The sequence below is a fragment of the Elusimicrobiota bacterium genome (assembly GCA_026388095.1).
In the GTDB taxonomy this organism is placed as follows: domain Bacteria; phylum Elusimicrobiota; class Elusimicrobia; order UBA1565; family UBA9628; genus UBA9628.
In genome coordinates this window covers 94114-115607 of the sequence record JAPLKL010000018.1, presented here as the reverse complement: position 1 = coordinate 115607, position 21494 = coordinate 94114, and the positions used below count along the sequence as shown (strand labels likewise).

Annotated in this window: 22 protein-coding genes and 1 tRNA gene; 18 read left to right on the top strand and 5 right to left on the bottom strand. The window is 62.5% G+C overall.

Annotated elements, in window-relative coordinates; genetic code table 11:
* Positions 1–28 precede the first annotated feature (28 nt).
* The 11 genes from NTY77_05280 (at position 29) to NTY77_05230 (ending at position 11906) form a co-directional block, all read left to right on the top strand.
* On the top strand, positions 29–565 hold the full coding sequence (locus tag NTY77_05280) for an NADH-quinone oxidoreductase subunit C (GenBank protein ID MCX5794886.1): 537 nt from the start codon (positions 29–31) through the stop codon (positions 563–565).
* Positions 562–1881: an NADH-quinone oxidoreductase subunit D gene (locus NTY77_05275; GenBank protein ID MCX5794885.1), complete on the top strand. Its 1320-nt coding sequence runs from the start codon at positions 562–564 to the stop codon at positions 1879–1881. Before NTY77_05280 ends, NTY77_05275 begins: the two co-directional genes overlap by 4 nt.
* Before the next feature lie 101 nt (positions 1882–1982).
* Positions 1983–2420 carry an NAD(P)H-dependent oxidoreductase subunit E gene (locus NTY77_05270; GenBank protein MCX5794884.1) on the top strand — a complete coding sequence of 146 codons (438 nt, stop codon included), beginning with the start codon at positions 1983–1985 and terminating at the stop codon, positions 2418–2420.
* Entirely contained in the window at positions 2417–3040 is a 624-nt protein-coding gene (locus NTY77_05265) for a hypothetical protein (protein ID MCX5794883.1), read from the top strand. Before NTY77_05270 ends, NTY77_05265 begins: the two co-directional genes overlap by 4 nt.
* Positions 3041–3168: 128 nt before the next feature.
* Positions 3169–5523: an ankyrin repeat domain-containing protein gene (locus NTY77_05260; GenBank protein MCX5794882.1), complete on the top strand. Its 2355-nt coding sequence runs from the start codon at positions 3169–3171 to the stop codon at positions 5521–5523.
* 66 nt (positions 5524–5589) lie between these two features.
* Positions 5590–6819: an NADH-quinone oxidoreductase subunit NuoF gene (nuoF, locus tag NTY77_05255; protein MCX5794881.1), complete on the top strand. Its 1230-nt coding sequence runs from the start codon at positions 5590–5592 to the stop codon at positions 6817–6819.
* A complete protein-coding gene (locus NTY77_05250; GenBank protein MCX5794880.1) occupies positions 6812–8323 on the top strand; it encodes a 2Fe-2S iron-sulfur cluster-binding protein in 1512 nt (503 codons plus the stop codon). The genes nuoF and NTY77_05250 overlap by 8 nt, the downstream gene beginning before the upstream one ends.
* Positions 8320–9360 carry an NADH-quinone oxidoreductase subunit H gene (locus tag NTY77_05245; protein ID MCX5794879.1) on the top strand — a complete coding sequence of 347 codons (1041 nt, stop codon included), beginning with the start codon at positions 8320–8322 and terminating at the stop codon, positions 9358–9360. The genes NTY77_05250 and NTY77_05245 overlap by 4 nt, the downstream gene beginning before the upstream one ends.
* 93 nt (positions 9361–9453) lie before the next feature.
* Entirely contained in the window at positions 9454–9972 is a 519-nt protein-coding gene (locus NTY77_05240; protein ID MCX5794878.1) for an NADH-quinone oxidoreductase subunit I, read from the top strand.
* Positions 9973–9982: 10 nt separating this feature from the next.
* Entirely contained in the window at positions 9983–10858 is an 876-nt protein-coding gene (locus NTY77_05235; GenBank protein ID MCX5794877.1) for a diadenylate cyclase, read from the top strand.
* A 4-nt stretch (positions 10859–10862) separates the two neighbouring features.
* A complete protein-coding gene (locus NTY77_05230; protein MCX5794876.1) occupies positions 10863–11906 on the top strand; it encodes a DHH family phosphoesterase in 1044 nt (347 codons plus the stop codon).
* A 216-nt stretch (positions 11907–12122) separates the two neighbouring features.
* Here the strand turns inward: NTY77_05230 and NTY77_05225 are convergent, their stop codons facing one another.
* From NTY77_05225 to NTY77_05215, 3 genes are all read right to left on the bottom strand, one after another.
* On the bottom strand, positions 12123–13109 hold the full coding sequence (locus NTY77_05225) for an electron transfer flavoprotein subunit alpha/FixB family protein (protein MCX5794875.1): 987 nt from the start codon (positions 13107–13109) through the stop codon (positions 12123–12125).
* Positions 13109–13915, bottom strand: a complete 807-nt coding sequence (locus NTY77_05220; protein MCX5794874.1) for an electron transfer flavoprotein subunit beta/FixA family protein — start codon at positions 13913–13915, stop codon at positions 13109–13111. Before NTY77_05220 ends, NTY77_05225 begins: the two co-directional genes overlap by 1 nt.
* 20 nt (positions 13916–13935) lie before the next feature.
* A tRNA-Tyr gene (locus NTY77_05215) sits at positions 13936–14022 on the bottom strand.
* Between the two features lie 386 nt (positions 14023–14408).
* On the opposite strand from NTY77_05215, the gene NTY77_05210 reads away from it, so the two are divergent.
* From NTY77_05210 to NTY77_05195, 4 genes are all read left to right on the top strand, one after another.
* Positions 14409–15125 (top strand): DUF134 domain-containing protein, encoded by a 717-nt coding sequence (locus NTY77_05210; GenBank protein MCX5794873.1) that lies wholly within the window; start codon positions 14409–14411, stop codon positions 15123–15125.
* Positions 15116–15574: a PaaI family thioesterase gene (locus NTY77_05205; GenBank protein ID MCX5794872.1), complete on the top strand. Its 459-nt coding sequence runs from the start codon at positions 15116–15118 to the stop codon at positions 15572–15574. The genes NTY77_05210 and NTY77_05205 overlap by 10 nt, the downstream gene beginning before the upstream one ends.
* A 344-nt stretch (positions 15575–15918) precedes the next feature.
* Positions 15919–16974 carry a type IV toxin-antitoxin system AbiEi family antitoxin gene (locus tag NTY77_05200; GenBank protein MCX5794871.1) on the top strand — a complete coding sequence of 352 codons (1056 nt, stop codon included), beginning with the start codon at positions 15919–15921 and terminating at the stop codon, positions 16972–16974.
* Positions 16967–17803: a hypothetical protein gene (locus NTY77_05195; GenBank protein ID MCX5794870.1), complete on the top strand. Its 837-nt coding sequence runs from the start codon at positions 16967–16969 to the stop codon at positions 17801–17803. The genes NTY77_05200 and NTY77_05195 overlap by 8 nt, the downstream gene beginning before the upstream one ends.
* A 3-nt stretch (positions 17804–17806) precedes the next feature.
* Here the strand turns inward: NTY77_05195 and NTY77_05190 are convergent, their stop codons facing one another.
* Positions 17807–18103, bottom strand: a complete 297-nt coding sequence (locus NTY77_05190; protein MCX5794869.1) for a hypothetical protein — start codon at positions 18101–18103, stop codon at positions 17807–17809.
* A 353-nt stretch (positions 18104–18456) separates the two neighbouring features.
* Between NTY77_05190 and NTY77_05185 the strand changes: the two genes are divergently transcribed.
* From NTY77_05185 to NTY77_05175, 3 genes are read left to right on the top strand one after another with little or no spacing between them, the layout of a single operon-like run.
* Positions 18457–19251: a type IV toxin-antitoxin system AbiEi family antitoxin gene (locus NTY77_05185; protein ID MCX5794868.1), complete on the top strand. Its 795-nt coding sequence runs from the start codon at positions 18457–18459 to the stop codon at positions 19249–19251.
* Complete coding sequence (locus NTY77_05180) at positions 19248–20156, top strand: nucleotidyl transferase AbiEii/AbiGii toxin family protein (GenBank protein ID MCX5794867.1); 909 nt, start codon at positions 19248–19250, stop codon at positions 20154–20156. Before NTY77_05185 ends, NTY77_05180 begins: the two co-directional genes overlap by 4 nt.
* 9 nt (positions 20157–20165) lie before the next feature.
* Positions 20166–20756, top strand: coding sequence for a phosphoesterase (locus NTY77_05175; protein MCX5794866.1), 591 nt, complete (start codon positions 20166–20168; stop codon positions 20754–20756).
* An 84-nt stretch (positions 20757–20840) separates the two neighbouring features.
* Here NTY77_05175 and NTY77_05170 read toward each other — a convergent pair whose 3' ends face one another.
* A complete protein-coding gene (locus NTY77_05170; protein ID MCX5794865.1) occupies positions 20841–21239 on the bottom strand; it encodes a hypothetical protein in 399 nt (132 codons plus the stop codon).
* Positions 21240–21494 lie beyond the last annotated feature (255 nt).

Sequence of the window (21494 nt, the reverse complement as noted above, 5' to 3'; positions counted from 1 at the left end):
TTACGATGGGTGGCATAAGGCGGGGCAGATGAATTCCGAGACCCGGACCGTGGCGTCGCCGTTCGCTTTCGACACCTTGCGCGAGCTCAGGACCGACGGCTACAACGTCCTGGTGGACCTCACGGCCGTCGATTACTCCCTTTACGGCAAGTGCCGGGGGCGCATGGGCTGGGAGGGGAACTTCCCGGCCAACGCCCCCGAACCCAAGCCCCATCGCTTCGAGGTCGTCTACCGCCTGGCCTGCATAGACCCGGCCACGGGCCTGGAGAGCCTGCCGCGCCTGACGGTGCGCGCTCCTTACGACGATGGTTCGGTCCTGCTCTCGGTCCGTTCCGTCTGGCCCAACGCGGACTGGCTCGAGCGCGAGGTCTGGGACATGTTCGGCATCAGGTTCGAGGACCGGCCCGAGATCAAGCGCCTGCTCCTCTACGAGGAGTTCGTGGGCCATCCTTTGCGCAAGGACTACCCGGTCAAGAAGCGCCAGCCCTTGATCGGGCCCAAGTCCGGCGAGCTGCCCGACAGCCCCAGCTTCAACGCCGTGCGCCAGGAGATCCCGTTCGAATGACGCAGAAGAAGACCTATTTCCTGAACATGGGCCCGGCCCACCCGGCCATGCACGGCGTCATCCGCCTCATCCTGGAGCTGGAGGGCGAGCTCATCGTCAAGACCGAGGTCGAGATCGGCTACCTGCACCGGGCCTTCGAGAAGCACGCCGAGACCGAGACCTGGAACAACGCCATCCCCTACACGGATCGGCTCAACTACGTCTCGCCGCTCATCAACAACTCCGGCTTCTGCTGCGCGGTGGAGAAGCTCGCCGGCGTGGCCATCCCGGAGCGCGGCCAGTACCTGCGCGTCATCGCCTCCGAGATATCCCGCGTCGCCGACCACCTCACCTGCATCGGCGCCAACGCCATGGAGCTCGGCGCCTTCACGGTCTTCCTCTACCTGATGGAAGGCCGCGAATACCTCTATCAGCTCATCGACGACCTCTGCGGCGCGCGCGTGACCACGGACTACACGCGCATCGGCGGGGTCAAGAGCGACCTGCCCGAAGGCTTCGTGGACAAGTGCCGCGGGGTGTTCCCCAAGATCCGCAAGCTCGTGGCCGACTCCGAGGCCCTGCTCACCAAGAACCGCATTTTCCTGGACCGCGTCGAAGGCGTGGGTGTCCTGAGCCAGGCGGACGCCTTGGCCTACGGCATCACCGGCCCCTTCCTGCGCTCCACCGGCGTGGCCTATGACGTGCGGCGGGCCCATCCCTATCTCGTCTACGACCGCCTCGACTTCGAGGTGCCGGTGGGCAGCCGGGGCGACAACCTCGACCGCTATCTGGTGCGCCTGGCGGAGATCGAGCAGAGCCTGCGCATACTCGAGCAGTGCTTCAACCAGCTGCCCGCCGGGCCCGTTTCTTTGGCCCCCTGGGAGATGAGGGACGCCTTCATCTTCGAGGACATGGGCAAGGCCGGCAATACCGCGCTGCTGCCGCGCTGCCTGGCCAAGACCTGCCGCACCCTCGACGGAGGGGGCCGCGACCAAGCCGCGGGCATCCGCGTCGCGGACCCGGCTTTGGTCATGCCGCCCAAGGAAGCGGCCTACGGCAATATCGAGGGCCTCATGAACCAGTTCGAGTCCGTGATGTGGAGCTGGGGCGTGCGCGTGCCCGCGGGCGAGGCCTACGCCGCGGTGGAGGGGGGCAACGGCGAGCTGGGCTTCCACATCGTCTCGGACGGCTCGGACCGGGCCTACCGCGTGCGCTGCCGGCCGCCGTGCTTCTTCATCATGGCCGCTCTGCCCAAGCTGCTCAACGGCGGCTACGTTGCCGACGTGGTGGCCACATTCGGGTCCGTGAACATGATCGCCGGTGAGCTCGACCGATGAGGATGAGGGGGTCAGGTCTTGACATTGGACATTCGTCAGCAGGTGCCGCCGTTTTGAGGATGAGTTAGATGAGCGCTTTTGACCCTGATCAAGAGAAAATCTTGAAGGCTTGGACACTGCGCTATCCCGCCCCCATCATGGGCCTGGTTGAGGCTTTGCGCCAAGTCCAGGAATGGCACCGCTGCGTAACCGACGAGGACGAAGAATATCTCGCCAGGCTCTTCGATGTGCCGCGCGTGCGCATCCATGAGGCCGCCACATTCTTCCCGAGCTTCACGCAGAAGCCGACGGGCCGGCACCGCATCGGCCTGTGCCGCGGGCTCTCCTGCAGCCTGGCCGGCTCCAAGGAGATGTGCGCCTGCCTGGAGAAGAAGCTCGGCATCAAGGATGGAGAGACTACCCCGGACGGCAGGTTCAGCCTGGAGACCATGGAGTGTCTGGGCGCCTGCGACCAAACCCCGGCCCTGCTGGTCAACGATGAATTGCAGGGCCAAGCGACGGAAGAGATGATTGATTCATTGATACAGAAATTGAAATGAGGCTCTCGGAAAAGACAATTGAACTGAATCTCTGCGCCCAAATCCGGGCCGCAGTGGGTCGAGAGCTATTCTGGTTCGGCCTGACTCAGAAGCAAGAGGCGCGGGCGGGCTTTGATGCTTGCACAAGACTATCGGGCAAGCTCTTGTTGTTGCAGTTCAAGGCGTCTGATTGGTCGTTGAAGGGAGGCAAAAGGCGTTTCTTGTGCGATCATGACCAGCTCGTTGCGTTGAGCGCCCGAGTGCGCGCCATACAGCGCTCGGTTTTTTATGTGTTTCCGTTGGTGGGGACAACGCAAGACTTGTGCAAGGTCGGAGGCAATTTGTTGTCGTCCACGTGGTTGTTGGACGTTGCTTGTTTGCCCATGGTCCCAGCGCCGACGACCCGTGCAGGAGGGTTGCGGAAGAGCCGCCAACATTATGTGGACGTAACCCCCGGGAAAGCGGTGATTCATTCGGATTCTATCGAGGTCAAGCTTGTCAATGCAAAAACCTTTGTTGGTGAGGGCATCTCGGGAAGCGACGGTTTGGAACATATGAAGGCGGATGACTTGCTGCAGTTGTGTGGGCTCTTTCAGCGTCCGGCGACCGGGCTATGGGTTATGCCTCAGGGGAGGGGATAACGCCTCGTATGCATTCTGTACTTCAACGCCTGTCACGCCTATTTCGACGATTGATTCGTGGCGGGGGGCCAGCGCTTCTGTTTATGGTTTGGAGTTGGTCTTGGGCGTATGCCGTCTCATGGCACGATTTGCCCGAGGCAGCCAAGCGCGGTAAGCTTGAACGCGTTCAAGCCCTTGTGGCGCAAGGTTATCAAATCAATGCAACGGGAGAGACCTCCGAGGGTGAGACCGGCACCGCCCTAAGCGAGGCTGCTAGCTCTGGACACCTTGAAGTCGTGCGATTTTTATTGGACAAAGGTGCGGACGTCAATGGGATGGACAAGGATTCGAGCCCGCCCCTCCTGGGTGCTGCTGATAATGGGCATGAAGACGTGGTACGCCTCCTGGTTGAGCGCGGTGCCAACATCAACGCACGCCGGCACGTCCGTGATGGGCGCGCCGGCACGACTGCATTGATGTCCGCGGCGGGAGACGGGAAATTGGATTTGGTGCGTTTCTTGTTGGACCATAAAGCGGATATGAATCTTGGGGAGTGGCTTCCACTGAGATATGATCGCCTTGAGCCAGCCTTAGAAGATGCAATATCCGGTGGCCATGTGAATGTCGTGGCACTACTGATCGAAAGGGGAGCGGCATTAAACCAAAAGCGTGCCCTGGAGATTGCAATCGAGACTGGCAACCCTGATATGGTCCGATGCTTATTGGCCCACGGTGCAGACAGGGCGGTCCGTGACGACGACGAAGATTTTCTTAACGATGCCGATCATAGGGGCCAACCCGAAGTTATTGCGTTGATTCAAAAAGCTGCCAAGGGAATCTTGACCGAGAATGATTTGAGACTGAGGAACCAAGCTGCGACTGTGCCGGCCCAGGCACGGCTGGCCGCAGTCCCCAAACCCAAGGCGCCTCCGCAGCTCATGGTCCAACTCGCTTTCCATGAGCCTTCAGGAAACGACATACTGGACGGAGGCGAGACAGGAGCGATCCGGGCGAAGCTCTCCAACAGAGGAGGTGGGCCAGCCTATTCGGTTAAATTCGTGGCCCACCTAGACAAGCCCGTTACTGGCCTGAGCATCCCATCCGAGGTTAAGGTGGGGGATATTGAGCCCGGTCAGACTGTCTCCCGCGACATCCCATTGACCTCCCGCGACGACGTTGCCTCAGGGACGGCCGTGGTCCGGCTAGACGTAAGGGAAGGGAATGGCTTCGATGCCCCATCTGTTATCATAAGATTTGAAACCCGTCCCTTCCAAGCTCCCGAACTCGCCATATCTGCTCTCTCTCTGGGCGGAACCGGCGTGGTCAAGAAGGGCGAGGTCACGAATCTCAGCCTTACCATCAAGAATATCGGAGCCGGCCCTGCCAAAGATGCCTCGGCTTCCATCGAGCTTAATAGCACCGATATCTTTGCTTCTGGGGATACCAAAGTCTCCTTGAAGGACTTGGCACCCGGGCAGTCTCGGAAAGTTGATTTCCAGTTTTTCATCAATAGCCGATACAACGCTGGTAAGTTTCTGCCCATCACGATTTCGGTGAAGGAATCCAGAGGCAAGTTCGGTCTCAAAGCCCAGCCTCTTAACCTCGTCTTGAATGAAGGAGCACCCACGTTGCAGGTGCTTGCCGTCGAAGGGAAGCCTTCCGTTGCTGCTCCGGTCACCCCGGAGGTCGCGCAAGAAACTGTCGATATCCCACCGCAGACGAGGGCCCCTGTCGATCCGAATGCCTATGCGGTGATCGTCGGAATTGAGAATTACCGTCAGACGGGGATACCGGCGGTGGACTTCGCCGCTCGTGACGCGCAGACCATGCGGACCTATCTGACGCATTCCCTGGGCTTCGACTCCAAAAATGTCGTCCTATTGCAGAATGGCCAAGCCAACAAGACCGACCTGGAAAAATACTTCGGGACATGGATGAAAAACCGTGTCTCTCCCAATAGTCGTGTATTCATCTACTTCGCGGGGCATGGCGCGCCGAATCCGACGACGGGCGAAAGCTACCTCGTTCCTTATGACGGCGATCCGAGCTATACGGAGGATACGGCCTATCCGCTACAGCGTCTCTATGACAATTTGGCAAGACTCCCAACGAATAATATCACGGTCATATTGGACGCCTGTTTCTCCGGTCAAGGAGGCCGGTCCATCATTGCCAAGGGGACCCGCCCTTTTGTCACGGTCTCGGCAGCAGCAAATATCGGGAGCAACACCATAATCCTTAGCGCGACGGGAGGGAAGCAAATCAGCGCCACCTACCCTGAGGGACAGCACGGCCTCCTGACATATTTCTTGCTGAAAGGCCTCCAAGGAGACGCAGACATAAATCACGATGGGCGGATCACCACAGCCAACCTATTCAACTACATCAGGCCAAACGTGGAGCGCGAAGCGAGAAAGCAAAATATCGAGCAGGTCCCGCAACTTGCCCCGACGCTGGAGGCGTTGGGTAAAGCGAAAGACCGCATTTGGATGACAATGAAATGACGGTTCAATTCTTTCCTGGACAGAATCGGCGCATAACTTTGGATAATTCGTTCACGTTATTCGCGCATGACTAAGCTACTAACAGCTCACTTCGACGAACCCAAGCTCCACGAGCTGGAGACCTACCGCCGCCTGGGCGGCTACGAGGGGCTCAAGAAGGCTTCGCAGATGGGGCGCGAGGCGCTCATGGCCGAGATGAGCAAGTCCAACCTGCGCGGCCTGGGCGGGGCGGGCTTCGGCGCGGCCATGAAGTGGAGCACGGTCCCGGCCGAGGCCAAGAACCCCGGCCCCCGCTACGTCGTGGTCAACTGCGACGAGTCCGAGCCCGGCTGCTTCAAGGACCGCGTCCTGGTCACGCGCTCTCCGCACCAACTCATCGAAGGCCTGCTCATCGCCGCCTACGCCATCGACGCCCGCCGCACATTCATCTTCATCCGCGGCGAATACGAGGTCCAGCATAAGATCCTGCAGAAGGCCCTGGATGAAGCCCGCACGGCCGGCCTCTTAGGCGAGTGCGCCATAGACCTCATGCGCGGGGCGGGAGCCTACATCTCCGGGCTCGATACGTCCCTTCTGGAGACCATGGAAGGCAAGAAAGCCTGGCCGCGCCAGCCTCCTCCTTTCCCGACCGTCTCAGGACTCCTGGGGCGGCCCACCGTGGTCAATAATGTCGAGACTTTGAGCATGATCCCTCACATCGTCATGCGCGGCGGGGAATGGTTCGCCAAGCTCGGCACGGCCAAATCCGGCGGCACGGTCCTCTTCAGCGTGAGCGGTCATGTGGAGAAGCCCGGCGTCTACGAGTTCCCCATGGGAACCCCGCTCAAAGACATCCTGGCCGCGGCCGGCGGGGTCAAGGACGGCAAGAGACTCAAAGCCGTCATCCCGGGCGGCGTCTCCACCCCGGTCATGACAGCCGACGAGCTCGACACCCCCATGGATTTCGAGGGGCCGCGCGCCAAAGGCACCTTCCTGGGCGCGGGCGGCGTCATCGTGCTCGACGAGACCGCGGACATGGTCAGCGTCGCGCACAACATCGAGCGCTTCCTGGCCCATGAATCCTGCGGCCAATGCACCCCTTGCCGGCAGGGTAGCTTCTGGCACGAGCGCATCCTGGAGCGGGGCCTCAGCGGGGGCGGCACGGCCGATGACCTCGCCACCTTGGAGCGCGCGGGCGAGAACATCACGGGCAAGGTCATCTGCGCTTTGGGCGACACCGTGGGCGTGGTCACCCGGGCCCTGATGAAGAAGTTCCCTGAAGATTTCAAAGCGAGGTTCCCGGAGCGACGTGGCTAAGACCATCAAGTTCACCTTGGACGGCCGGCCCCTTGAGGCCCGGGAAGGGGAGACCGTGCTGGAGGCGGCGGAGCGCGCCGGCGCGCGCATCCCCCACTACTGCTGGCACCGCGTCTTGGGCAACCCGGGCAACTGCCGCATGTGCATCGTGGAAGTCGAGGGAACCCCCAAGCCCCAGGTCGCCTGCCGCCTGCCCGCGCGCGAAGGCTTGGTGGCGCGCTCCGCGTCCGCCGCCGCGCGCCGCGCCCAAGCCTCGGCCTTGGAACTGCACCTGGTGGACCATCCTCTGGACTGCCCGGTCTGCGACCAGTCCGGCGAGTGCGGCCTGCAGGACTACTACATGGACATCGGCCGCTACCCCAGCGCGATGCGCGAGGACAAGGCCCACGCGGCCAAGCGCGTCCCGATCGGCCCCCACATCATGCTCGACCAGGAGCGCTGCATCCTGTGCACGCGTTGCACCCGTTTCGTCTCCCAGGTCAGCAAGTCCCACGAGCTGGGAATCTTCGGCCGCGGGCACTCCGAGGCCGTGGGCCTGGTCCCGGGGCGGAGCCTGGACAACCCTTACTCCGGCAACCTGGCGGACGTCTGTCCCGTCGGCGCGCTGACGGACCGCGACTTCCGCTTCCAGGTCCGGGTCTGGTACCTCGATGAGACGGCCTCCATATGCCCCGGCTGCAGCCGCGGCTGCGCCATCTTCGCCCACACCAGCACCCAGCGGCCCTGGCACAACCAGGGCCGCCGGCTCGCTCGCCTCAAGCCGCGCTACAACCCCGAGGTCAACGGGGCCTGGATCTGCGACGAGGGCCGCTACGGCTTCGCCGAGTTCGACTCCGACCGCCTGGGCAGGGTCATGAGGCTCCAAGGGACCGCCGCCGAGCGCCGTTGGGACTCGGTCTCCGACGAGATCGCCGTGGCCTGGCATCAGGTCGTCCGCAACAAGAGGCCCGACGGCCTGGCCGTGGTCGCCTCCGGCTCCCTTTCCAACGAGGATTGGAAGGCCTTCAAGAGCCTGTTCGTGGATGCCTTGAAGCTCAAGCGCTTCCTTTTCACTCCGGAGCCGGATCAAGTCGGGACCGAGGACGAGCTCTTGCGGCGGCGCGACAAGGTCCCCAATCTTGCCGGCGGCATGGCCTTGGGATTCGGGGCCCAGATCGAGTCCATGACCTGGGACGCTTTGGCGGGGGAGATCGAGGCGGGCAAGGTCTGGGGGCTCTATGTGGTGGACCGGGATCCGCTGAAGGTCTGGGGGGAGAAAGGCCGGGAGCTCCTGGAGCGCCTGGACTTCCTGGTCTATCAGGGCCCTCGCAAAGGCCTGACCGGAGACCTCGCGCATTTCCGGCTTCCGGCCACGGCCTGGCTCGAAGAGGATGGACATTTCACCGATTTCCAAGGCCGGATCCAAGGATACCGTCGGGCCCTGGCGCCCTTGGGCGCGGCCAAGCCGGACTGGGCCATCTTCGCGGGCCTGGAAGCGGCCTGGCAGGGCGGGGGGGGGCTATGATCCCCCTGGCCTGGTCCGCGGCTATGGTCGGCTATGCCCTGGTCTTCGGCCTGGGCTTGGCGGGCTTCCTGGGCTGGGTCGAGCGCAAGCAGAGCGCCGTGCTGCAGGACCGCATCGGCGCCAACCGGGCCGACGTCTTCGGCTGGCGGATCATCGGTCTCTTCCATCCGGTCGCGGACGGCATCAAGCTCATGACCAAGGAGGACTTCGTGCCGCGGCACGTCCTGCGGCCTTTCCACGGCCTGGCTCCGGCCCTGTCCTTGGGCTGCTGCCTGGCCTGCCTCGCGGCTCTGCCTTTCGGCGGAGAGTTCCAGGCTTTCGGCCGAGCCTGGAACCTGCAGCCTTGGCCCAGCCCGGTCGGACTGGTCTACATCCTGGCTCTCCTGGGCCTGGGCGTGCACGGAGTGATCATGGCCGGCTACGCCGCCAACTCCAATTACGGCCTCTTGGGCGGGCTGCGCGGCGCGGCGCAGATGGTGGCCTACGAGGTGTGCATGGCCGCCGTACTCGCCGGGCCCATGTTCCTATACGGGACCCTCGACCTCCAGGAAGCGGTGCGGGCGCAGGGGCGGCTGATCGCCGGCATCCTGCCGGCCTGGGGCGTGTTCACCCAGCCGCTGGCCTTCCTGCTCTTCCTGGTCGCGGGCATGGCCGCCTCCAAGCGCATCCCCTTCGACCTGCCCGAGGGCGAGTCCGAGATCGTGGGCTACCACGTGGAGTACTCGGGCATGAAGTTCGGCATGTTCATGATGTCGGACTTCATCGAGAACATCGTGGTCTGCGGCCTGGGCGCGGCCCTATTCTTGGGCGGCTGGCAGGTCCCCTTCGTCGCTCTGACCGGGCCGCTGGGCGGCGCGATCATGCTGGCCTCGTTCTTCGCGAAGACCTGCGCCCTGCTCTTCCTGCTCATGCAGGTGCGCTGGACGCTGCCCAGGCTGCGCTTCGACCAGCTCCTCGACCTGGGCTGGAAGTCGCTGCTGCCCCTGTCCTTGGCCAATTTCCTCCTCACGGTGTGGGGGTGCTACCTATGGCGGTGACGGTGAGATGTGGGGACACCATACTTAATTCCCAGGTTGCGCTATGATGATCCCTGAATTAAGTATGGTGTCCCTGGTTGCTGGGTGCTACCTATGGCGGTGACGGTGCGCGCCGTGAGCCGGCCCGCCCGCGGATGGCTCGAGCAGGTCTATATCATCGAGGTCTTGCGCGGCCTGGGCGTGACCTTCAGGCACTTCTTCGTCAACCTCTGGCGCCACGTCCTGAGGCTCCTGGGCCTGCGCGCAGGTCCCGGCGCGGTCACCATCCAGTACCCGGACGAGCCGGCCGTGTTGGGCCGGCGTGCCCGCACCCGGCATAGGCTGCTGAGCCGGGCCGACGGCTCTCCGCGCTGCACCTCGTGCCTGCTTTGCGAGACCATCTGCCCCGCCAAATGCATCCACATCGTCGCGGAGGAGAGCCCGGACCCGGCGGTGGAGAAGCGCGCGCGCAGCTTCGACATCGACATCGGCATGTGCGTCTTCTGCGGGCACTGCGTCGAGGCCTGTCCCGTCGACGCCATCCATATGGACGTCGACCAGGTCGAACTGGCATCCTATACCAGGTCCGGCATGATCTGGGACATGAAGTCCTTGCTGCAAGAGAGGCGCTAGGGGCGCAGGTATGAACATGATGAGTTTTCCCGTGCGGCCGGCGGACATGATGGACATGGCGGTGGTGGCCCTGCTCATCTACGCCCTGCTGGTCTGGTTCAAGAAGACCCGGACGGCCTTCGTGGTGATGGGCCTGCTGGTCCTTATGGGCGTCTACCTCCTGGCCCGCGTGATGGGCATGTACATGACCACCTTGATCTTCAAGGGATTCTTCGCCATCTTCATCATCGCGGTGGTGGTCATCTTCCAGGAGGAGCTGCGCAGCATCTTTGAGCGCATCGCGGTCTTGAGCTTCGCGCGGCCGCGTCACCAGGCCGCGCCCCAGGAGCCCGACATCCTGGCGCGGGCCCTCTCGGACCTGGCCCGGGACAAGGTCGGAGCCCTCATCGTCATGCGCGGCCGCGACCCCCTGGACCGGCACATGGAAGGGGGCTGGGACCTTCACGGAGAGCTCTCCGAGGCCCTGATCGAGAGCATATTCGATTCCCATTCCTTGGGCCACGACGGGGCCATGGTCGTCGAGGGCGGACGGGTGACGCACTTCGGCGTGCACCTGCCCCTCTCCAAGGACTTCAGCAAGATCACGCACATGGGCCTGCGCCACACCGCCGCCTTGGGCCTCTGCGAGCGCACCGACGCCGTTTGTCTGGTGGTCAGCCAGGAGCGGGGCGTCATCTCCGTCGGGCAGCGGGGCCAGCTTACGCCCATCGACAACCTCCAGGAACTGCACCGCATCATCGAGGACTTCCTGCGCGAGATCGCGCCGCGCACGCCTCAGCAGAGCCTGATGACCATACTGACCCACAACACGCGGGAAAAGGCTCTGGCCATCGGCATGTCGGCGCTCCTGTGGTGGTTCTTCGTCGGACACCAATTCACACCGTGAGAGTATGAGCAACGGCTTCCACGCCCGCAAGCTCCTGCGCGAACTGGCCCGGCTGGGCCAGAGGATCAGCCCGCTCTTGATCGTCACCCACGACTACCCGGACCCCGATTCCCTGGCCAGCGCCTGGGTGCTGGCTTATCTGGCGCATTCCCTGGCCAAGGTGCGCTGCCGCATCGCCTATGGCGGCATCATCGGCCGCCGCGAGAACCGCATCATGGCCGACCGGCTCGGCATACCGGCCCGGCCCCTGCGCAAGGGAGAGATCGCCGAGGCCGAGCACGTGGCCTTGATCGACACCCAGCCTCCCTTCCGCAACAACCGGTTCCCGCCCCGGCGCCGTCCCTTCTTGATCATCGATCACCACGCCCGCCACCCCGACACCGCGGCCGAGCTCATGATCATCGACGAGGGGGCCGGGGCCACCGCCACCATCCTGGGCGAGGCCTTGCTGCTCTCGGGCCTCAAGGTGCCTCGCCGTCTGGCCACGGCCGTGGTCTACGGCATCGGCTCCGAGACGCAGAACCTGGGCCGGGAATCCACCTTGCGGGACCTGACCGTCTATCGCTCCCTCTGGCCCAAGGCCAACGTCAAGACCCTCTGGAGCATCTCTTATCCCCGGCGGCCCGCCGGCTATTTTTCGGACCTGGGGCGCGCCATCCGCAGGGCCTTCGTCTGCCACGGCATCGTGGGGACGCATCTGGGCCCGCTGGTGGCGCCGGAGAACGTGGCCCAGATCGCGGATTTCCTCATGACCTATGAGCGCTCGCACTGGGCTCTGGTGACGGGCCGCTACCAGGGCCGCCTGCACATCTCCCTGCGCAGCGACGACCCTGGGGCGGAGGCGGGCAAGCTCCTCAAGCGCATCCTCTGGGGCGACAAGCGCGGCGGCGGGCACGCCATGATCGCGGGGGGCACCGTCTTGGTGGGCGAGGATGAGCCCGAGGTGGCGTGGCGGGAGGCCGAGGACCGGTTGGCCGCCGCTTTCATCGAGAGCCAGGGTTTCAAGGACGCGCCCCTGGCCAAGGCGTTCGGCGACGAGTCGCTGTAGAACTGGCACTGCGCAGCAGTGCCAGGCGCGGGCGCACCCTTCCTCTTTGCCTGGCGTAAGGAAATGCGTCGGCCAGGCACCTGCGGCACTTCCGATACCGCAGGTGCGCCCGCGCCTTCATAAAGGCCTTTATAATTGCGCCGCGAGAGAGGAACAGTTCTCGCGGCGGGGTGCCGGCGCGTTGCGCCGGCACCTTCAGGACGGCAGGAGGCGGGCCTAGGCGGCGACGGGAGCGCCCCGGCGCTTCTTGATCTCAGCGATGACGAGGGGGATGAGCTCGAACATGTCCCCGACCACGGAGATGGTCGCCTGCTGCATCATGGGGCACTCAGGGTCCATGTTGATGGCCACGATGCTGCCGGCGGTGGACATGCCCGCCAGGTGCTGGATCTGGCCGGAGATGCCGCAAGCCACGTACAGCTTGGGCCGCACGGTGCGTCCCGTGAGCCCCACTTGGTGCCGGTAAGGGATCCAGCCGGAGTCCACGGCCGCGCGGCTGGCCGCGACCGCGGCGCCCAGCGCGTGCGCCAAATCCCGGATGAGCTTGAAGCCGTCGGGTCCGCCCACGCCGCGGCCGCCGGAGACTATGCGCTCGGCGCCGCCCAGGTCGATCTCGCCGGCTTCCTCGGCCTGGAAAGAGAGGAACTCCATGCCGGCGGCGGCGGGAGCGAAAGCGAGCTCCGCCACCTCGCCGGAGCGTCCGGCCTGGCGCGGCGCCTGGGGGAAGACCATGCCTTGCACGGTCACCACGCGGACCTCTGACTTGAACTCCATGGTGGCCTGGAGGTTGCCGCTGTAGTGGCTGCGCTTGACGGTGCCGGAGGCCGGGTCGATCTCGTTGACGTCGGTGGCCAGGCCCGCGCCCAGCTTGACCGCGACGCGGCAGGCCAAAGACCGGCCGGCCACGCTGGCCGGCAGGAGCAGCCAGGAGGGCTTTTCCTGCGCGGCGGCGGCCAGGACGGCCTGGGCGTGCAGCTCGTCGTTGAAGTCTTGCAGGGCTGCGCCGCCCGACCAAAGGACGCGGTCCGCGCCGCGCTCCACGAGCTCGCGGGCGCTCTCGGCCGTGCCGCCGACCTGGAAGGCCACGAGGGGCTGCTTGAGGGCGTTGGCCAAGGACCGGCCGGCGGTGAGCAGCTCATAGGTGGCGGGGCTGGCCGCGCCCCGCTGCATCAAGGCGACGACGAGGATCTTTTGTTGGCTCATTAGATCAGTTTCCTCTCCACGAGGGTGGCGACGAGCTTTTCCGCGGTCTGGGCGGCCGTGGCTCCGGCGATGCGCGTGCCGGCCGGACGCGGGGGGGGAGCCGAGGAGCGCGCGAGCTTGACGCGCGCCCCCGCCGCCCCGGCGTCCTCGGGCTTCAAGGCCAGGTCGGCCGCGGTCCAGGTGGGGATGGAGGCCTTCTTGGCCGCCATCTTGCCCCGCAGGGAAGGCACGCGCGGCTCGTTGATCTCCTTGACCGTGCCCACGGCCGCGGGGAGCTGGACCTTGACCTTGTCCACGCCGTCCTCCATCATGCGCCAGAGCACGGCCGAGGACTCGTCTATGGACTCGATCTTCTTGACCGAGAGCGCCCCGGGCCAGTCCAGCCAGGCCGCGACCTGGCCGCCCACGGTGCCGGAGTTGTCGTCGTTGGTGTTCTTGCCGAAGAGGAGCAGGTGCACGGGTTTCTGGCCGTTGAGCTTCTTGATCGCGGCGGCCAGGGCGCGGCTGATGGCGAAGGCGTCGCCGCCCTGCAGCTCAGGCCCGGAGAGCAGGACGCCGGCGTCGCAGCCCCGGGAGATGGCGTCGCGCAGGACCGCGTGGTCCGATTCCGGGCCGAGGGCCAGGGCGGTCACGGTGGTGCCGGGGTTCTTCTCCTTGATGCGCACGGCCTCCTCGACCGCGTACTCGTCGAAGGGGTTCATGGCGAAGACCAAGCCCGCGGTCTTGGGCAGGCCCGTGGCCGCATCCACCGGCACGGCCAGCGTGGAGGGCGTGTTCTTGACGCAGACGACGATATTGAGAGCCATGCTCACCTCGCGCACGAAAGTGGTGGTTGGGGCAGGATTCGAACCTGCGTAGGGCGTAGCCCGACGGTTTTACAGACCGTTGCTTTTGACCGCTCAGCCACCCAACCGTGTGAACTTCTACTGCTAATTAAAGAACAATTTAACAACTACGAATTTGCCAAAAATTCACATTTTTGGCCGAGTGTCCAAAAAGTATCCACTTCGGGCACTCGATCGCCGACGGGCCCAATGTGGATATGATACACAGAATAGGAGCGCTGCCGCAAATCGTCGACGAGAAACGGTTGGGGATCATTGGCGGCGCAACTTGAACTGCATGCTCGGCCCTGCCTCCTTGCGCCCGCTCCTAGGCGCAAAGACCGTGGCATTATCCAAGGACACCGGATTCTCCAATTCAGCTTGGTCGGGAATCAGGGGGAAGATCAGCGCTCCACCCTGGCGGTTCCAGGTTGACGGCTGACTGGATATCCTCTATAATTGGCATAGGCCAATAATGCCAAGACCTCTCAAATGCCGCAACATCGACGGCGGACCCCAGGCCTGCTACTTCAAGCCGCGGGGCATCCCGCTGACCGACCTGGACGAAGTCCGGCTGAAGCTCGACGAACTCGAGGCCATCCGCCTGGTGGACCTGCGCGGTCTGCAGCAGGCCGATGCTGCGCGGAGGATGAACGTGTCCCGGCAGACCGTGGGGCTCATCCTGGCTTCGGCCCACCGGAAGATCGCCGACGCGTTGGCGCACGGGAAAGCATTGAGGATAGAAGGGGGGCCGGTACGGCTCACGCAACGGGGGCCTCTGGCTTTCCGAAATCGGAAGACTCGCAAGGAGAACACGATGAGAATCTGCATACCGACGGGTACCAAGGAAGGGCTCAAGGCCGAAGTCTACGGGCATTTCGGAAGCGCGCCCTATTTCACAGTCTGCGACAGCAAGACGTTGAAATGCGAGATCATCGACAACGGCAATGTCGTGCACGAGCACGGCATGTGCAATCCGCTCAAGGCCGTGGGCGAATCCAAGCCGGACGCCGTGGCCGTGGGCGGCATCGGCATGGGGGCCATCCGCGGGCTCAACGCCGCCGGGATCAAGGTCTATATCAGCACCGAGCCCACGGTCGAAGCGACCGTCGCGGCCATCAACGCGGGAAAGCTCAAGGAAGCTGATGCGACGATGGCTTGCGGCCACCATGGCAAGGGCGGATGCCATTAGGCGATAACGAGAGACTGCGAAAGCTGCACGCAAAGACGCAGGAATCGCTTCATAACACCTGCCTGCTCTGCGGGACCAAGAACCCTGTAGGGTTCAAGCTGAAGTTTGAGGTCGAGCGGGTGGGGATGGTCTCATCCGAATTCTTCTGCCACTTCCGATTCGAGGGCTACAAGGGCTATCTTCACGGCGGCGTCATCGCTTCGGTCATCGACAGTGCCATGACCAACTGCCTCTTTTCCCAGGGCTTGGCCGCCCTGACCGCCGAGTTGAACCTCAAGTATGTAGCTCCCGTGCGTTGCGGGAAGCCTGCTACCGTCAAGGCATGGGTCGTCAAGTCGTTCCCGCCTCTGCACGCGCTCAAAGCCGAGATAGCCCAGAGCGGCGTGGTCGCCGCGACTGCTGAGGCCAAGTTCATGGAGGATGCGTGTTTGTCGCGCGGTTTAGAGTGAGTTGTCGTGGGCAATATGCCCCTTATGATGCGGCCGTCGCGTTTTGGGTCGCCTTAGGGCTTGATTAACTCGCCGCGACAGGCTTGGCTGAACTCTGGACTTCAATTTCTATTCTGGCCTTGAAGCCTCAGAGATAACGGAATATACCGCGCTGCAGCCCACAGTGTAGCATTGGGGCAACCGGCGGGATAAGGGGCAAGAACTCAGGTGGACGGCGAGGATCAAGCTTTGGCCGTTCCTTGATGCGGCTGCCGCCGTTCTGTGGGGTTTCCCCGGCTGGCTTAGGGCCTTGACAAAGTGTGTTCGATGCATTACGCTGTTCATTGACAATGAACGGAGCTGATATGACGAACGAAATAATCCATGGGTGCCTGGAAAATATCAGACATTTGCTAGGCAAGCAGGTCATCGCCCATATCCAGCCGACTGGACAAAGGGGACCGGACGTAAAGCTGGTCCTCCCAACCCAGCCGCGGATAGAGTTGGTCGGCGAATGCAAGACGAACATCGCCACCAGGGCCCAGGCGCTCAACGCCGTGCTCCAGGCACGCGCCTATGCCGGCAAGAACGCCGGAATCGTGATTCTCGCCAAATGGATTCCGGAAGCGGTTGCCCAGGAGCTTCGGGAGGCCGGTGTCGATTTCGCAGACACGCTCGGAAATGCCTATTTCCGGCATCCTCCGCAGCTCCTTATCGATATCAGAGGCAAACGCCCGGAGGCTCGCCTTGCTCCCGAGCCGGGCAGGATCGTGGAAGCTGGCGGGCTGAAGATTTGTCACTTGCTGCTGACTCAGCCCCAGGTCCTCAAGGAGCCCCTTCGCGTCATCGCGGAGCAGGCCAATGTCGCTCTAGCTACGGCCCACAAAGTCATGCGGGAACTGATGCTTGCGCGATTGCTGCTGCCGGGGCCGGGCCGGGAGCGGCGCCTCGGCGATGCAAAGGAACTAGTGGAGACCTTTGTCCGCGGCTATGCCCTCAAGCTGCGGCCGGCATGCCTGATCGGGCGGTATCGGCATAGAAGATTCCAACCGAAGGTGATCTTGGGGGCTACCCAGCAAGTCCTGATGAACACGCAGGCGCGCTGGGCCGTCACTGGCGGCATGGCTGCAAAGCAGTTGACCGGACATCTTGAGCCGGACAATGTCACATTGTTCGTAGATGAGCAGGCAGAGCAGCACTTGAAAAAAATGGAGCCCTTGTTGCCCGACAAAAACGGCAACCTGACCTTGCTCAGACTCTTTGCCGATACCGCTATAGCCAAGCAAGCAGCCCAGGAATTCCCTCTTGCCACGCCCCTCTTGGTCTATGCAGACCTGCTGAATGAGGGGGGGCCGCGGGAAGTAGAGACCGCGCGGATGATTTACGATAAGTGGCTCGGGCCGGAGGGAAATCTTGGATAGCAAGCTCAAGAAGGCCGTCCTGGATGTCCATCAGACCGCTGAAGGCCTTGGGGTCAAAAGCGTCCTTATCGGCGCGCTCATCTCGGAGCTAAGTCCTGAAGTCGGCGCCGACTTCCCGGCATTTCGAAGGACCAACGACGCTGACTTCGCCTTGCCTGTCCCAGACTGGGAATCCTTCCGCAAGATCCGCGCCGCTCTCATCGCCAAGGATTTCGAGCGGCATCCCAAGATAGAGCACCGGCTGTTCAGGGGCGAGGTCATGGTGGACCTCATACCGTATGGGGAAGGGGTTGCTCCTGCCGGCAAGTTCCGCTGGCCTGACTCGGAATTCGAGATGAACGTCATCGGCTTCAAGGAAGTCTGCGAGGCGGCCAGCGCCAAGGTGAGGAAGGGAGCCCCGGTGGTGCCCATCATCTCGGTCCCAGGCTTCATGCTGCTCAAAATCATCGCCTTCCTAGACCGTCGAGAACGACAGGATGTCCGCTACCGCAACGACGCGGTCGATATCTGCTACTGGCTTGAGCACTATGCCTCAGGGGCCGAAGACCCGCGGCGCTTCGATGCCGCGGCCAGGCTGGGCGGCGAGGCCATCGACTATGCGGCTGCTGGGGCTGCGCTGCTCGGTCTAGAGGTCGGGCAACTGGCTTCCAAGGAGGCTGGGGAGGCAGTCAGCAAGTTCCTCAAAGAATCGCAAGACCTCTACTCACCGTTCATGGACGCGGCGGCGGGCCGGGGGCTCGATGAGGATGCGGACAAGAAGAAGAGAGCAGCGACGCTCGAACTCCTTAAGGCCTTCGCAAGAGGATACGAGCGAGCCCGAGCCGCATAAGCCCTAATCGTCGTTGTCGGCCAGGCAATCTTCTTTGAGCCGTCCTCTCATGCGGCTCTCATGCCTCAGAAAATCGATAGCGAGCCCATCGATCCGTTTCCAAACATAGGAAGAGAACCTGACGGGCCGTTTGTTTCCGGCCCTGTCCCGATAGTTCAGGTTGTAGGTCCCGACCTTCTGATAGAGCACCGGGATGGTCGCCGAGAGCATGTCTTCTCCATGGCGCTCCAGGTGTGGGTGGAAGACCCTCTCGCAGAGCCGCCAGATGACGAAGCCGTCAACAGCCAAGCTATGCGTCAAACAGAGGTACATCTCCAAACTGGAGAAGCCCGGCTCCGACCATCTATTGAGCAAATACGAGCGAGCAGCTCGCCTGCTTCACGGCCACCTGGCGATCATCCCGGACGGCGCCAAAGTCATTCCGGCCTGGTCGGCATAAAGGGAACTCGACGCAGACGGGGACGCCGTCCGCAATCGAGCAAGACCGCGCTCTTGACAGATTCATAATCATCTGCTAAGTTTAATAATATCTCTTTATGACAATCTTGGATTGTCAAATGATGTTCTTAATAAACTAAATCTATCGAGCAGGTTTACATTTAATGCTATTTGTATATCTTGGATTGTCGCAATAGACCAAATATAAACTAACCATGAAAAATCCAGAAAAGCACGGCAAACTTCCAGAGCTGCTCAGTACATGGCCCAAGGGGGCTGTAGCCGTTCAATCATGGCTTGAGAAACAGGGGATATCGCGGCAACTGGCGGATCGCTACTGCCGCTCTCATTGGCTTCGCCGCATAGGCCGCGGTGCCTACGCGCGGCTCAACGAAAGCGTGGAGTGGACCGGCGCTCTTTATGCGGTGCAGAAGCAACTCGGCCTGCCCATCCACGGCGGAGGCAAGACGGCATTGCAGCTTCAAGGATATGGCCACTATCTGCCCGTGGGCCAGGGAGAGGTCGTTTCTCTCTTTGGCCCGCCCAGGCGAAGGCTTCCGGCGTGGTTTGCGAGGCGCGATTGGGGTGTCAAAGTCCGGCATACCGCGACGAACCTGTTCCAAAACGGCCCGGAAGAAGGATTGACTCCCAAGGACATGAGCGGCTACTCGATACTGCTGTCCGCTCCGGAGCGGGCCATACTCGAGTTCCTCGACCAGGTGCCTCGGGAGGAGTCATTCGACGAGGCGAAGCTCTTGATGGAAGGCCTGACCACATTGAGGCCCCAGTTGGTGCAGGGATTGTTGGAAGCCTGCCGCTCGGTGAAGGCGAAGCGGCTCTTCCTCCTGTTGGCCGAGTTGTGCGAGCATTCCTGGGCGGCTAAGCTCGACCTCAAGAGAGTCAACCTGGGGAAAGGCAAGCGTATGCTCGCTAAGCACGGCCACTTGGACCCGAAGTACCTGATAACCGTGCCGTTCCGGCGCCGCGAACAGGAGAGGACTGCGACATGAAAAGTCCGTACCTTGAACAGGCGCGGCTGATGCTGCGCATCCTCCCGCACGTGGCCAAGGAGACATGCTTCGCGCTCAAAGGCGGCAGCGCGATCAATTTCTTCCGGCGCGACATGCCGCGGATCTCGGTGGACATCGATCTGACCTATGTGCCGATCAGCCCGCGAGATGAAGCTCTCGGCGGAATCGGGGAGGCCCTCCAGAGAATCAAAGCGGGCATCGGCAAGGCCATCCCGGGCGCCGCGATCCATGAGAGCCTGAGCGCCGGCCATTTGTTCAAGCTGGTCGTGCGGGGTGACGGCGCGCAAGTCAAGATCGAACCCAACACGGTGATCCGGGGGACCATCGAACCCCCGGTCGAGCGTGCGCTGTCGGCGAAGGTCGAGAACAAGTTCGGCCTTGCGGTTCTCGCCCGGATAGCGGCGGACTCCGACCTGTATGGGGGAAAGATTTGCGCCGCTTTGGACAGGCAGCACCCGAGGGACCTCTTCGACGTCAAGCTCCTCTTGGCCGGAGAAGGGCTCACAGCGGGAATCAGGAAGGGCTTCGTGGTCTACCTGGCGAGCCACGACCGCCCCATGCACGAGCTCATCGATCCCAGTCGCAAGGACATGAGAGCCGTCTATGATTCGGAGTTCCTTGGAATGACGGATGAGCCCGTGACGTACGAGGAGTTGGTTGAAACCCGTGAAAGGCTTATCGTCCGTTTGCGGGCCGACCTCACGGACGCGGAGAGGAAATTCCTTGTCTCGATCAAGGAAGGCCAGCCGGACTGGGATCTTATGGGTCTGCCGGGCATCGAAAACATGCCGGCCATCCAATGGAAGCTGCAGAATATCCGGAAGATGAATAAGACGAAGCACCGGGACCAACTGTTCGAACTCAAGAGCAAGTTGGGGTTATAGGCGACGCACATGGCCAAGGTCTTCTTCACCAGCGACACGCACTTCAACCACGCCAACATCATCAAGTACTGCGGGCGGCCCTTCAGTTCCGCGGAGGAGATGGACCGAGAGATGATCGCCCGATGGAACGCCGTGGTCAGGCCGGAGGACGCGGTCTATCACCTGGGCGATTTTGCCATGGGAAGGCCTTCAGACTGGTCAGCTATCGTCGGCCGACTCAACGGAGCCAGGAAGGTCCTCATAATCGGCAGCCATGATCGCAGCCCGCAGCGCATGCTCGAAGCGGGCTTCAGCGAGGTTCACCAAAATCTCGAATGGAACGGCTGGCTGCTTCAGCACAAGCCGATGCGGACTCAGCAAAAGCTCCTATGTGGACACGTCCATGAGAAGTGGCTGCGACTCGGGTGGATCATCAACGTTGGAGTGGACGTGTGGGACTTCACGCCGCGGACCATCGAGGAACTCGCTGCTGCTGAGCAGTCCGCACCGGAGTACGAATGCCGCCATTGCGGCGTGAAGCTCAACCGGCTGGCGGACAATGCCGCGCACCACGATGGGGGGTGCATGCCGGGATCGGATTCCGAGATGGGGGGGAAATAACTCAATGGCATCGGCAGAGATGACAGGCGCTCTGGTCTGTCAGTTCAAGGCTCAAGGTCCTCGCCGGGCGGAAGAACCCTGAAATCAACGGGATTCATCGGCAAGACACGCCTCATTGAGCACTGCTGTTCTCTTCTCGCTCCTCAAGAAATCAATAGCGAATCCATCAATGCGCTTCCAGATGTAGGACGAAAATCGGACAGGCCTTTTGTTCCCGTCTCTGTCCCGGTAATTCAGGTTGTAGGTCCAGACCTTCTGATACAGCAACGGGATCGCCGCAGAGAGCATGTCCTCTCCATGGCGCTGCAGGTGCGGGCGGAAGACCTTTTTGCAGAGCCGCCAAATCACGAAGCCGACATGCCGCAAGACGAGTTCATCTTGGCTCGCCTTTACGCCTCTTTGGGCCAGGGCGATTAGCCGCCGCTCCGCGGCCAGAGGCAGCCTTGGATACTGCTGGACCACCTCGCGATACGCTTCCCACATGCGGCATATGATGACGAATGCGGACGCGGTCTACGGGGAGGACTGGTGTCCAAAAAGTGTCCACTCTGCGTCCACATTGGCCCCTTTTGACACCAATTGGCACACCTTTTGGGGACTGAGCCTCACTGACCTGTTGTTGAAAAATACAGGATTTAGAAAGGGAAAAACGTGATTGGGGAAATCTGGCCAGGGAGTTTTACAGACCGTTGCTTTTGACCGCTCAGCCACCCAACCGGTAGCGGATTAGCGACGGTA